General features: G+C 66.0%; 10 protein-coding genes and 1 pseudogene. 10 read left to right on the top strand and 1 reads right to left on the bottom strand.

Annotated features, from left to right (window positions below; genetic code table 11):
- Positions 1-128 precede the first annotated feature (128 nt).
- The 7 genes and pseudogenes from ACIQZO_RS19115 to ACIQZO_RS19085 form a co-directional block, all read left to right on the top strand.
- Positions 129-947, top strand: a pseudogene (locus ACIQZO_RS19115) (hypothetical protein); the annotation flags it as partial.
- A 5-nt stretch (positions 948-952) separates the two neighbouring features.
- The gene (locus tag ACIQZO_RS19110; RefSeq protein WP_403627805.1) at positions 953-2,179 is read left to right on the top strand and encodes a DNA cytosine methyltransferase; all 1,227 of its coding nucleotides are present in this window, start codon (positions 953-955) and stop codon (positions 2,177-2,179) included.
- Complete coding sequence (locus ACIQZO_RS19105) at positions 2,179-3,309, top strand: DnaB-like helicase N-terminal domain-containing protein (RefSeq protein WP_403627456.1); 1,131 nt, start codon at positions 2,179-2,181, stop codon at positions 3,307-3,309. Before ACIQZO_RS19110 ends, ACIQZO_RS19105 begins: the two co-directional genes overlap by 1 nt.
- A gap of 57 nt (positions 3,310-3,366) precedes the next feature.
- On the top strand, positions 3,367-4,752 hold the full coding sequence (locus tag ACIQZO_RS19100) for a DUF317 domain-containing protein (protein ID WP_403627454.1): 1,386 nt from the start codon (positions 3,367-3,369) through the stop codon (positions 4,750-4,752).
- 315 nt (positions 4,753-5,067) lie between these two features.
- Positions 5,068-6,597, top strand: coding sequence for an AAA family ATPase (locus ACIQZO_RS19095; protein WP_403627453.1), 1,530 nt, complete (start codon positions 5,068-5,070; stop codon positions 6,595-6,597).
- A complete protein-coding gene (locus ACIQZO_RS19090) occupies positions 6,597-7,445 on the top strand; it encodes an HNH endonuclease (RefSeq protein WP_403627451.1) in 849 nt (282 codons plus the stop codon). Before ACIQZO_RS19095 ends, ACIQZO_RS19090 begins: the two co-directional genes overlap by 1 nt.
- Positions 7,446-7,495: 50 nt before the next feature.
- Positions 7,496-7,762, top strand: coding sequence for a hypothetical protein (locus ACIQZO_RS19085; protein WP_403627449.1), 267 nt, complete (start codon positions 7,496-7,498; stop codon positions 7,760-7,762).
- A 322-nt stretch (positions 7,763-8,084) separates the two neighbouring features.
- Here the strand turns inward: ACIQZO_RS19085 and ACIQZO_RS19080 are convergent, their stop codons facing one another.
- Positions 8,085-8,978 carry a DUF5655 domain-containing protein gene (locus ACIQZO_RS19080; RefSeq protein ID WP_403627447.1) on the bottom strand — a complete coding sequence of 298 codons (894 nt, stop codon included), beginning with the start codon at positions 8,976-8,978 and terminating at the stop codon, positions 8,085-8,087.
- Positions 8,979-9,717: 739 nt separating this feature from the next.
- On the opposite strand from ACIQZO_RS19080, the gene ACIQZO_RS19075 reads away from it, so the two are divergent.
- The 3 genes from ACIQZO_RS19075 to ACIQZO_RS19065 are packed head-to-tail and all read left to right on the top strand — an operon-like array spanning position 9,718 to position 13,559.
- Positions 9,718-10,932 carry a helix-turn-helix transcriptional regulator gene (locus ACIQZO_RS19075; RefSeq protein ID WP_403627445.1) on the top strand — a complete coding sequence of 405 codons (1,215 nt, stop codon included), beginning with the start codon at positions 9,718-9,720 and terminating at the stop codon, positions 10,930-10,932.
- Positions 10,933-10,986: 54 nt separating this feature from the next.
- A complete protein-coding gene (locus tag ACIQZO_RS19070; protein ID WP_403627443.1) occupies positions 10,987-12,258 on the top strand; it encodes a hypothetical protein in 1,272 nt (423 codons plus the stop codon).
- Positions 12,255-13,559, top strand: coding sequence for a hypothetical protein (locus ACIQZO_RS19065; protein ID WP_403627441.1), 1,305 nt, complete (start codon positions 12,255-12,257; stop codon positions 13,557-13,559). The genes ACIQZO_RS19070 and ACIQZO_RS19065 overlap by 4 nt, the downstream gene beginning before the upstream one ends.
- Positions 13,560-13,575: the final 16 nt, after the last annotated feature.

Raw genomic sequence — 13,575 nt, 5'->3', positions numbered from 1 at the left:
GTGTCCTCTCCTTGCCCCACCCTGCCCTCATACGCTCGAACCCGCGCCCCCGACCCCCGATATCCCACCCGCACACCCGCAAGTTCACCGCGCAGCACCTTCAGAAATCGCGAACTTGCGGCGGAGTCGCTGACACAGGCTGGGAACCGGCCGCCGTGTATTCCCATCTTGACCGCCTGGAACGCGAAATAGCGGAACCGGCTGGCATACCTATACTCCGCGTCTCGTCCGGCAATATTCGCGATGATGCCCTGAACCCCTCCAAGCGCTTCGCATCCATGCCCCTCTACATTCTAAATAAGGAGGGAAAGGCTGGTATGACCCGGCGCCAATGCACCGGGGAATATAAAATCAAGCCGATCAAGAAGAAGGTGCGCGAGCTCCTCGGCTATTCCTATCCGCAGCGCATCCCATCTGGGATTTTCGTGGAGCAGTGGGTGGGGATATCCACCGATGAGTTCCATCGCGCGAAGGACTCCGATGTAAAGTACATGCGCAACCGGCACCCGCTTATCGACATGAGTTGGTCGCGCTCCGACTGCATCCGTTACCTGAAGTCGATCGGGCTCGCCAGCACTCCGAAGTCGAGCTGTCTCGGATGCCCTTTCCACGGCAACGCGCAGTGGCGAAATATCCGTGACACCTCTCCGGCCGAGTGGGACGACGTGGTGCGGTTCGATGCGGAAATCCGCAAGGGAAACGCGCGCGCCAACGCGACCGGAAACCCGCTGCTGGGCGAGGCGTTCTTGCACCGCTCCCGTGTCCCTCTCTCCGAGGCTCCGATCGACCACGTGACGGCGGCCGAATGGGCCGCGCTCCAGGAGGAGTCCGAAGGTGCGGCGCCGGACGTCGAGGAGCTCGAAGCCGGCGTGGTCGACGGATGCTCCCCGTGGGCCTGCCGGGGCTCCGCCGTCGCGGAACAGGATGACTTCGGACTCGCCTCTTGAAGGGCATGGTCCTGGACCTGTTCGCCGGACCGGGCGGGTGGAGCCACGCGCTCCAAGTACTCGGAGTGCGCGACGTAGGCCTGGAGTGGGACGAGTGGGCCTGCAAGACCCGTGCTCAGGCTGCCCAGTTGACGATCCGCACCGACGTCGCGATGTACCCGGCGCACGTTTTCCGGGGGCGGGTGCGCGGGCTGATCGCCTCGCCACCGTGTCAGGCCTGGTCGATGGCCGGTAAGCGGCTCGGCCTGCTCGACCAGCCGCTCGTTCACCAGGCCGTTGCCGACCTCGCCGCAGGACGCGACACCCGCACGGAACTGCTGGCCCGGTGCGCGGATCCGCGGTCCCTGCTGGCCGCTGAGCCGATGCGCTACCTCCACGCCCTGCGCCAGGGGGGCGAGCCGGAGTGGATCCTCATGGAGGAGGTCCCCGACGTCCTGCCTCTGTGGCGGCAGTACGCGGTGATCCTGCGCGGCTGGGGCTTCTCCGTCTGGACCGGGATCCTCAACGCGGCGGACTACGGGGTGCCGCAGACCCGTAAGCGGGCGATCCTGCTCGCCTCCCGGACCCGGCAAGCCGAACCTCCGCCCCCGACGCATGCCGAGCGCGCCGAGCAGGAGTCCTTGTTCGGGCCGGGCCGCGAGAGGTGGGTGTCCATGGCAGAAGCCCTCGGCTGGGGCGCCACCGACCGCCCCGTTCCCACCGTCTGCGCCGGCGGCGGCCCGGGCGGTGGACCCGAGCCATTCCCCTCGGGAGCTCGCAAAACTCTCACCGATGCACGGGACCGCGGGACTTGGAAGGCGCCCGCGCCGTCTGCTGCCCCGCGCCCCAGGCGCGGTCGCACCTCCCGGGTGGTGACCCCGTCGTGCACCTGCGGGAACTGTCCCTGGTCCTGGTCCCTGCGCAGCAACAACCAGGCGAACGCGACCGTCCGCGGTGCGCACGAGCCCGCCGGCACCCTGTTCTTCGGGCACCGGGCGAACGAGTGCATGTGGGTCGCCGAACCCTCACCGAGCGCACCTGGCGGACTGGATCCGGCGCCTGATCCGATCCGGATCACCGCCGCCGAGGCCGGTGCGTTGCAGACCTTCCCGGCCGACTATCCGTGGGTCGGTACGAAGGGCCAGCAGTTCTCGCAGATAGGCAACGCCGTGCCTCCCCTGCTGGCCGCGCACCTCGTGGCGCCGCACCTGGGCAAGACCCTCACCCGGTCCGACTTCGTCCTGGCGGCTTGATGGCCAACAACCGGGTAACGGAACCGGACTTCGGCCTGGGCGACATCCCCGCGAGCCCTCCAGTCCACTACGCCGAGCAGGCCCTCCTCGGCGCGCTCCTCCTCGATCCCTACGGAATCAAGAACCTCGGCACGCTCGACGCCGGCCACTTCGCCAATGTCCGACACCGTGCCCTGTTCGCGGCGATGGCCGCCCTCACTCCGCCGACCCCCTCCCTCCACGCCAAGGAGCCCGTCTGGATCAACGCCGTCCACGCCCACGCCCTCCCCCACGCCCGCGGCCTGGCCCAGTCCTACCTCCACACCCTGGCCGCGGCCTGCCCCGAGCCCGCACACGCCCCCGCCTACGCGCGGATGGTCCGCGCCGACCACGCCCGGCGAACCGTTCGCACCCACGCCGACCTCCTCGTCCAGGCAGCCACCGACACCGCCCGGCCCGACCCCGTAGCAGTTGCCCTGGCCCAGGCCGACGCCCTCACCTCCGCCCTCGACCACCTCGCAACCGCCTTCCCCTCCCACCCGGGCTCGCTCCCCCGCACCACACCCCCGCCGCCCCCCGCCCGCGATAGCGGACCGGACGCGGTGAGCGAAGAGCAGCTGCTGGTGTCCACGGCCGTCGCGTACCCGGCCGAGCTCGGGTCGATGCGGTGGCTGCGCCCGGAGGACTTCGCCGTCCCCCTGCACGGCGCCCTGTACCGATGCTTGAGCTCGCTGACCGCCCGTGGGGATCCGGTCGACGGGGTGACCGTGCTCTGGGAGGCCCAGCAGCACGGCCTGATCACCCCCGCATTCACAGCGCAGGACGCGCTGGACCTGCTTTCCGCGGGGGCGGGGGTCCCGGAGCACTGGGGGGAGAAGATCCTGCGGCGCTCGCTCCTCCACCACGCCCACGCCGCCGGCATGCACACCCAGACCCTCACCCAGGACCGGGCGAACTCCGTGCACCAGCTGGTCACGGGCAGCCGCCGCGCACTCGCCGACCTCACCGCAGTGCGAGCCCGCTGGCAGCACGCCACCGGCCAGACGGCTACCGAGCGCCCGCGCCCTCGGCCGACCCCTGCCTCCCGGGCCGGGCCACCAAACACCCGCTCACCCCGAACCCCCGCCGTGTCGACGCGGTCCTCCCGATAAGCCCACCCGACCGGGTCCGGCCAGCCCCCTGTCGGCCGGACCCGAGGAATGAGCCACATGCCCAGCCCGTCACCCGCCCATGTCCGCCTGGCCCTTCATCCCGACCACCGCAACGCCGTGATCGCCACCATCACCGCAAGCCCCCACAGCCTCACGCGCACCGCCCTGGCCATCCACGGATTCCGTGCGACCAGCGAAACGACCATGGTCCTGGCACGCATCGACCGCGAAGAAGCCCACTACGCCGACATGGCCGCCCAAGCGCTCCGCGAAGACGGCACCACCGTGGACATCGATCCCGCGCTGCAGGAAGAGATCGACACCGAGTGGACGTACGGCAACTACCCCATGACCTGGCTGACCAGGGAAGAGATCCGCGAGGTCAGCGCCGACGCCCAGGCCATCCACGATGCCATCGCCGACGGCAGCCTCGTCATCCACATGCACGCCAACGACGGCTGGACCACCGTCGCGGTCGGTACCTACCGCGGGGGCGAGAGCATCCACCTGCACGGCGAGAACTACGTGCGCCAGGAGACCATGCTCTTCGACTCCGAGACCGAGGCCATAGCCGACTTCCTCCGCCACTACCCCGTCGCAGCCCGGCCGGGCCCCGCGCCCCCTACGGATATCGAGCTCGCCGCAGCCGCAGCCCTTGCCGCACCTTCCGCGGAACCGCTGACAACAACCAGGACACCCAGGCAGGCCGATGCTCCGCCCGAGATGGTCTCGCAGACGCTTCCCTCGTACGCCGCCGAACCCGGCGACCACGAAGCGCTCCTTCAGGACTTCCTCGCCAAGCATGGATGGGAGAAGTGGCGGCCCCACGACGAGACGACCATCGCCAGCCACGAGTCCTTGACCGTCCGCGTGGAGTTCCTCCACGAAGCCCTCCGCGGAGACAACGCCTGGACGGTCGCAACCTACGAGTCACCCGTCGGAGAGCGCCTCTGGCACGCCACCGCCACCCCCACCACACCCGTCGAGATCATGGGCGTCCTGCTCGACAGCGTGAGTACCGAAGACGCCTGGGGCCCGGGCACGAACAGTCCAGTGACGGAGGCAGACCTCGCATCCGCCTCGCGCCCGTTGGGTGACGTCGGCTGGCCCGTGGCGGTCGGCCCCCGGCTCATCGACTGGACCACCCCCGCCTCCTACAACGGGGCAGCCGGTCTGCGTTTCGACAGCTTCGTCAAGCAGGGGCATCCCCTGCCGGCCTGGACCATCTGGGGCGGCAACACCGCGGACAGCCCCCACTGGGCCATCCGCCTCTCGACGCACGCCCCCACGTCGCTCATTCAGGACATCGCCTTCGCGCTCGCCCACGGCCAGGCCGTCCGACCGCCGCAGCGCCGCACAGCCCCAAGCACAAGCCGCCCGTTGCCGCAGGCAGGCGTCGTCCGTCCTGCGGTGCCGGCGCCCCGCACCACCCCCCGACGGTAAATCCAGGATCAGGCCCGTCCAGATACACGCGGGCCTCTACACTCGGCATCATCATCTGCTCTTCGAGGGGCCGCACGGGCGCTGGAGTTCCAGCACCCGCCCGCACCTTAGGGATGCTGCCTCCGCCGTCGCGCTGCAGATCGGCCTTGCAGGAGACTCGTTGGTGCTTGCCAGGGCCGCCTGATCAATGTGCCCGGGAAGCGGCCTGCCGTCCTCCTCTAACGCGGATGTTCGCCTTCAGTCGCGGAGTGTCTGGTGGATGTCAGGCGCAGGGTCGTAGCCGCACCTGGGATTCGTGCGGCAGTCTGATCGTCAGTGTCGATCAACGTCTACCGAGGGAGCCCGGTGCGCTTCGAGGTCCTGGAGTACAGAGCAAGGGTGCCAGCCCGCGACGGGGCCTATTTGATCAAGGACAACTGGAACGACTACGGGTTCTCCACAACCTTTGACCTACGGGTACGCCTGGCCGGGAAGATGTCCCGCATCGGTTACGTGCGGATCGGGCATCTCACTCTGAAGCCCAGGCTAGAGGGCGGCATCTGGGCCACCCAGGAGGTGTTGCCCCCGGTGTTCACGTCGCTCTCAGAACAGTTCGCCAGCCTTGGACATCAAGATGATTACTACGCGGCCCTGATTGACTTGCCGTCGGGTGCGGGACGCACCATCCTGCGGGCCCTGAACGACATCGCCTACAATCCGGAAATGGAAGATTTCTTCCATTCGCATCCCGTCTTCGAACGGTCCTTGCTGCGCGACCAAACGAACAAGGACTTGCGCCGCCTTCAGCGTATTGCTCGCGGTATGCGTGAACACCGGGTGCCCTTCGCGTGGTCCTACACCCCACCCAGGGACGGCCTGCTCTACGCCCAGGAATTCGCCTTCAACGCCTCACCCGGGAGCCGGCCGGCCACCAACGTGCACGCCTTGATCGGCCGCAACGGTGTTGGCAAGTCTCATCTTCTCCACGCCATTGCCGCGCAAGTGATGGCCGGACTTGTATCGGTGGAGAGCGCTTCCGGAGGTGAGGACGACAGCTTCACCGGTTGCGTGACCGCGAGCTTCAGTCCGTTCGACCGGCCCTACCAGATCGACGACTTGGGTGAGGACCTTCGCTTCACCTACATCGGTCTCAGAAAGAGCGGACTGGAACTCAAATCCGATGCCGACCTGCGCGGCGAGTTCACGAGGAACTTCACCGAAGTGCGCATCGGGGCGACAGGTGAACGTTGGCAGAGGGCCATCGACACGCTGAACTACCCCGGCAGCGGATTTCTCGACGCGCACGCCGACACTTTGACAGAACTCATGAGGCATGCCGACCTGGGGCACGTCGAAGAGATGATGGGGCGCATCTTCGACGGACTCAGCTCCGGCCACAAAGCCGTACTCCTCCTTGTGACACGGCTGGTGAGAGTGGTCAGGGAACGCACCCTCGTACTGATCGACGAACCGGAGACGCATCTACACCCGCCCCTCCTTGCCGCCCTCACTCGGGCCCTGTCCGACCTGCTTGCGGACCGCAACGGCATGGCCATCATCGCCACTCACTCCCCCGTCGTACTGCAAGAAGTACCCGCATCATGCGTCTGGAGGATGTTCCGCAACGGCGCGGAACTTACGGCCAGCAGGCCGACCATGGAGACCTACGGCGAGAGCATCGGCGAGCTGACCCATGAGGCCTTTGGGCTGGAGACCACCTCGACCGGATTCCATGCAGCCATCGCCGAAGCGGTGGAGGAAGGCGGCTCCTTCGAGGAGATCTCTGCGCGGTTCACCGGGCTGGGCTCGGAAGGGAGGTCTCTCCTGCGGGCGATGACCTACGCGCGTACCCGGGGAAGCAACTGATGCTCCAGCCACAACGACCACCGTTCGGGGTCAAGGAGGTCGTGGAGGCCTGCTCGGTCTGGCTGGAGAAATTCGGGTACGCCGAGAGGTTCAGTCAACACCTGCATGGACTCAGGGAACTGGAACAGAGGTACCTGAAGGCGGGCCAGTTGGGAATCCTGCGGTCCCTCCTCATCGTCGAGAAGATCACCCAGTCCGACCACAAAGACCGCGTGATGTTCGAAGAGACTTACGGACAGGCTGTGGTGGGACGCGCCTCGGGCCGCCAGCTCTACGACGCGATCAAGGCTCTCGCGGCTGACACCCGATGCCCCCTGTGTGGTGTCCAGGCCGTTGCGCAGGTTGACCACCATGCGCCGAAGGACAAGTTCCCTCTGCTCGCCTTGACCCCTCTGAACCTCGTCGCGGTGTGCGGGACCTGCAACCAAGCCAAGTCCAACACCTTCGACGAGGACCCTGCCCGGGAAGCACTGCATCCCTACTTCGACGATCTTGGTACCGACCGATGGCTCTTCGCGCAGATCGACGCCTCCGCTGGGGGCGTCGCGCTGTTCGAAGCCCTACCACCCGCAACGTGGCCAGGCATCAAGGCCTCGCGAATTCGCAGGCACTTCGACAAGTACCACCTTGCCGACCGGTACCGTGACGAAGCAGGGCACGCCCTCGCGAGACGGAAGAGGAGGGACACGCGAACATTCACCGACGCAGGTCCCGAGGCGTTGCGCAACCTCCTCCTTGCCGACGCCGACGAACACGGTGACTACAGCCCCAACAGCTGGCAGGTAGCGCTACTAACCGCTCTCGCGGACAGTTCCTGGTACCTCAATGGCGGGATGCAGGACATCTGACCGACTGAGCCGTGGCGGCCTCATTGCGGGACACACCCTAGGAGGAAGCTATGAACGTTGTCTGGTCCGTCATGGTCGGCGAGGCACGGTTCGCTCCCCTAGTCGACCCCGGTCCCTTGGGTGTGGTGATCCCCGACGACGTCATGGAGTGGGCGAGCACCCACGGGTGGGGGCTAGCCTCCCCGAAGGTCTGGATCACGGTGACCACACAGGATGCCGCCCGGGGAGCGGTCGATGGCGAGGTCGCCTGGCGTGACGGCGATGTCTCCGACGGAGACCTGGCGGTCATCAAGCCTCAGGTGCATTCACAGACCTGATCCAGCCGTCAAGCAGACCACACCGGCGCCACCCCCGGTGTCCCCTCCCTGGATACGCCGACAGCCTGCTTGCAGAGCTGGCTACGTAGGCCAGAGCCGGAACTCGTGAACAAAGCCACAGAGCGGACCAGACCCTCGGCCGGCGGCGAACGGGTCCTCATCTCATCCCAGAGCCACAAGCGCGGGGAATATAGCAGCAGATCCCCGGTCAGCCAAACCGGGGAATCTCTGGACCATTGGAAATCCACCGCCACCCACGCCCGAACCATCGAGAGGCAGCAACACGAACCCAGCCACCCTTCTCTCCACGTCCCGTGACACCTCAGGCCAGCGCGTAGCTCTGCCGGAAGTAGTCGGCCGCCCGCTCCAGATCCCGCTCGGACTGAAGCGTCAGCTCCAGGTCGCCGGTTCCGTGGTGGCCGAGCCCGGTCACGTCCCGTGCGAAACCCGGCACCAGGTCGACCGTCGCCGGATCGGCCTTCAGGTAGACCAGCAGCTTCGCCTTCTTCGGCGGGACCAGGCACGCGTAGTTCTGCATCCGCCGGTAGGCCGTGTAGGTCTGGTTGGTGACCTTGGTGAGGTCCTCGCCGAGCCCGAGCAGCACCTCACCCAGGGACACCGCCAGCTCCGCCATGCCCCCACCCCCGGCTGCGGTCCGCTGGACCTTCGCCGTGCCCCGGTTCCGGCTGCCCACCCGGACCCCGGCCGCGCGGCCGGCAAAGGAGGCCACCGCCTCAAGGCCAAGGTGCTCGCTGCCGAAGTAGCGGTAGCGGACCAGGTCGATGGCGTGCCGGTGCTCGCGCACGGCATGAACGTCGTAGCGGGTAAAGTCGCCGGCCACGCAGATCAGCCTCGGCGCGCTCCACAGCACCTGGTCTGCGACCTTCACCCCGAGCCGGTCGCGGACCAGGTGCCGGAACGTGTCCCGGTGGTCGAGCAGCCAGGCCATGTAGAACAGGCCCTGGTTGATCACGCCCGCGTCGGTGCCCCGCTTGTACTCGACGATCACCGGGGCACCATTCTCGTCGATGCCCAGCGAATCGATCCTGCCGCCGTGAACCGGCCCGGTGCTGTACTCGCTCGCGAGGAACCGGACTCCGAGCATCGCCTCCATGTGCGCCTCGACGAGGTCCTGCACATCGGCTTCGACCACAGCCAGACGCGGCGCGACCTCCGCCACGCCGTCCTTTGTGTTGAACAACTTCAGGTCCGACACCTCCCCCTCCGTACCGACCTACCGCCAACACGCAGTCAGCCAGATCTATTTCCGGAAGGTCTGATGCCTCGGCATCCACTCTCGACGATCACTCTAAGTAGCAACCCGGGAAACTCTGTATCCGTCCTAGGCAGAAGACTCCACGACTGCGACCGGCATGAAAAAGCCGCCCCACCCTCCAGGCTGAAGACCTGTCGAGTGGGGCGGCTTTTTCATACTGACGACTCATCAGAAAATGCGTCAGGCGTGCGTCAAACGTGCGTCACGAGCGTCAAATCTGCGTCAAGATATCGCCCGTAACGCCCACAGTGCACATAACGCACACTGGCCTAACCTGCAGGTCAGAGGCCCTTTCCGGCGGGTTCAAGGATCGCGACGCACTCGACATGATGGGTCATCAGAATTGGATACAACGCAAGCAGGTAGAAAATAGTCGCAGGTCAGAGCGTTGAAAGTGGGGACTTATGGGCGCTGTGCGCGTGACCGTGACGCTGGTCTACTACTCCAAGTCGACCTGCTCAGTGGTCGGGGGCGGCCTTCTCTTGACGCCATCTCTCGACGCACGACGCCGTCAGACTGCAAGGGTCCTCCTGTGTGTCACCCACGCTACGGCGGCTCGACAGCTGTTCGGGGTTCCATAGCGAGAGGGGACGTCAGGCCTGCATGTTGCGGCGCGACGCTAGTTGCCACGAAGACTTCGTTGCAGTTCTCTATCGGTATGCCGAGGCACCTGCTGTCCGTGGAGCACACGAAGATCCGCACTTTGCGCGAACAGGCTGGAGTCACCACGCAGATTCTTGCTGATCGCGTGGGCGTCACCTCTCGCGTGGTCGCGTACTGGGAAGAGGGAAGATACAGGCCCGAAGCCAGAAACGTCCGTCGACTCGCGGACGCGCTCGGCTGCACCACTGCGGACCTCACGGGCACCCCTAGCGGCGCCGAGGAACTAATTGATCTTCGCTATGGAGCTGGCCTGACCGCGGAGGAAGTTGCCAGCCGGCTTCTCGTGACCGCAGTAGGCCGTGACCTGTTCGTCGATGCCAACAAGATCCGCCGTCTGGAGCGGGATCGTCGGGTGCCCGGCTGGGACTGGAACAAGCCGGAACACACGGGCCGGCTCGTGCAGCAGCTAGCCGCCCTGTACGAGGTGCCGGTTCGAATGGTGATGGACGCGTGGATGCGTACGCGGCCGGAGGATGAGCCCCCATGGCTGCCTGAGCGGGACCAACACGTTCCTCCGGAGTCGGCAGTCGAAGGTTGGGATGGGTTGAATGCTCGGCAGCGTATGTACCTGGCGGAGATCCTGCGGGATGACCGGATGACCGAGGCCGAGATGTGGATGCGCAGGCAAAGCAGCGCGAGCGTTCCGCCGGCCAAGCAGTGGCGGAAGTTGCCGTTCGCCCTGGACGCGCCAGCCGAAGCGGTCGGCTATACCCGCCTGCAGGAGCGTCTGCGAAGCGCAGGTGTCCACGATCAAGGTGCAGGGGCAACCCTCCACTCCCTGGAACGGCTACGGCTGATCAAGGTGGCCAAGGACCGTATGGAGGTTCCTGGGATTGGCGAGGTGGACCGAACCCTGGTGGAGATCACGCGTCGCGGCCGTGCGTGGGCCCGGGCCGGACTAGGTGAACCCGTCGATCCCCCGCCTCCCGCACATCTTCTGTCGGAATGGCTGTGGGGCGTTGTGCTGCGTGTCGCCGCAGTCGGCCCGAAGGGTCTTCACGAGAGTGAGCTGTCAGGCAAGTCATTGTTCTATCTGGCGGTCGGCTACCGGCCGAAGCGCCAAGCGCACCCCAGCAGAGGCTTCATCGAGCTGCGGCCAGTGATGGCGCCGGGCGATACGCACGTCCTTGAGTACCGGTGGCACGTCACCACGCTGGGGCAGCAGCACATTGCCTCCTACCTCCATGTGTATAAGGAGATGTACCCGCGCGCGGCATCCTCACAGAAGTGATCGTTTTGAGGGTTTCGGGCCCGTTGTCAGACCCATGCTTTACGGTCGTTTCTCGTGACGACACGAGTCGATGACGACGGCCTGACGTTCTCCCATTTCGAGGCGTTCCGCCTGATCAACTTCACCTTCATCAAAGCCTGCCAGACGATCACCGCCCCGGACCTAAGTCCGCGCCACCGGGCCGAGAAGCTAATGCAGTATCACGGGGACCTGCTTGCCGCTTACGGCCCCGGAGTACCACTGTCGTTCGGCGAGTTTCGCCGAAGGCTGCGCGGGCCCGTTGAGGGACTACTTCCTCCGTGGCTGGACAGGTCCGGCTTCGACGATCTCGACTTCCCGGTCGTCGACTCTGAGGGGTGCGTTACCAGCAGCGCCTTCGATCTGCAGTGGGAGACTGCACAACTCCATCGGATCTTGCAAAAACTGCGACGAATCGGGCGCATGCGGTTCACCGAGGAGCAGCTCCAAGACGAGATCGACCAGGATCAGATGTACGAGATCCTCAAAGGTCGCGGCGATGCCCAGTACGTCGTGGACCGCACCACACTGGTGGAATGCCCGGCCGGCACCGCCGCGGAGCTGAGCAAGCGTGGCTTGCCCCTGAACGCGATCGGCTTCTACGAGCAGATCCCGTACCACGCCATCTACCGCACCTGGTGGTTCCCCTGCACGGTGTGCAAGTGGCCCATGAAGATCAGCAAGCGAATGAGCGCGGGCCGCGAGTACTACCGCGTCACCTGCCTCTACGCTCGGCACGCCGATACGGGCGCCAGCTTCATGTTCCGGCCCACCTCAGGCGATGCACCGCAGCTGCACCCCGACAGCCCCGACACCCCCGCTGCACACGAGGCAGCGCTCGCGCTGGAAACCACTGGTGCCGTACCGGAGGCCAAGCCGGTTGAGGGGCATCTGGCCCTCAAGCGTGGCGTATGGCGTTACACCTGCGTCCCCGGGCTACACGAGCTGCGCCTCCACACTGTTCTGCAGGAGCGCCTGGCCGCCGTGATACCAGATGTGAACGAAGCCGTCATGCTCTGGCCGATGAGTGACGCCTACGACCATCGCATCGAGGTCAAGGGCAGGGACGGGAGCACTCACGTGTTCACCGTAGATGTGAAGGACTACACCCACGGCCGTGTCCTAGCCGAGAGCCTGCATCGTAACGACGGCGACAAGGGCGGCGCCGAGTGGCTCGTCGTTCCCGACCACCGGGCCGACCAGATCCCCCTACTGACCGTGACCTGCCACCAGTACGAAATGAAGGCCGCAACCATGACCGACTTCGCCAAGATGGTCTGCCGGAGCGCCGGCGTGGTGTGGGCATGAGCCAGATGACCTCTAGGGACACTTTTGTCCGCGCCGCGCTCGCCCTGGCTGCCCACTACTTCCCGCAGCAGGATGACCAGGGCAAGCCGCTGGCTTCCTTCCGTAACGCGGCGTTCTTCGCCAGCTGCAAGCCTCAGGCATGGGATAGATGGAATGAGCTAAGCCGTGAGGAACGACTGCTCGTGGCCGAGGTAATGAAGCTCAGCAATCCGACCCTCGCCGACGAGAAGCGGTTTTCCTCTGCCGCCCGTATTGCCTTGGGCGCCATGGGCAGCATCGACGAGGAGGACGACGAGAGCACTCTCCAGCTGTTCAAACTGGTCGGCGACCCCCTCACCGCTACCGCAGCCCATCCTCTACTGGGAGGCGACTACCTCGGCTACGCCAAGAGCCTCCTCGCGCCCTACCGGCGGCCAAGCAACCGGCGCAAGCCCCACGACTTCGCAGCGCCGGGTCAGACGTACGAAACCAGTGAACGCACCGATGGCAACGAGATCGTCCACGGCCGCGTCACCATCCCCCGCTTCCCCGCTTACACCCAGCCCCTGGGCCACGACACACTTCCCGCGCTAACCACCCGGCCCAGCCTTGACACGGTTCGCGTCACTGTCCAGGAACTCAAGGACATCGCACAGCTCCTGGACACCCAATACGAGGACACGGAGGCGGGCCCCTGGCTGTACAAGGTGCTGACAGGTCTACTTGACCGGGTCAAGGCCCGCGACACCGACACCGTCGACGTGCTGGATCTGCTGGCCGGCCGGACCCACATCTTTCACGCACCTACCGGAACCGGAAAGTCCGTGCTGGTACGGATCCTGGGCTCGTGGGCCGCACTCAACGACTACCGCGTGACGCTGCTCGTTCCCGATGTCAAGGCCACCCTCGCCTCCGTCTGGGACATCAGCCGCGACCTTGAGATCCTGCACCGGGCTGACAGGACGGCCTACTTGGCGACTTGTGCCCCTCTGATGTCACCTTCTTCTCGGCATGAACGGGCCCTGAAGCATGCGTCCCTGGTCAAGGAGGATCCTGACGCGCCTGGGGAATGGGGTAAGCGAGGGCGCCGTGACGTCGACCACCTCGCCTACGGGTGCGCGCAACAGCACTGGCTCGATTCCGCCGGCACCTACCGTCCCGGCAAGGAGAACTGCCTGAGCCTGCGCGGTGGCCGCGAGATGCTCGCATGCCCGTGGATCCCGACCTGCGGCAAGTTCGCACCTGTCAATCCCCTCGAAGTGTGGAGTCCTTCCTATGCGGCCAGCCCCACAGTGAGGCCGGTCCAGTACTCGCGTTCGTAGTCGATCGGACTCTTGA

Source organism: Streptomyces sp. NPDC097617 (assembly GCF_044761485.1).
Taxonomy (GTDB): domain Bacteria; phylum Actinomycetota; class Actinomycetes; order Streptomycetales; family Streptomycetaceae; genus Streptomyces.
This window is presented reverse-complemented; position numbering and strand designations above follow the sequence as displayed.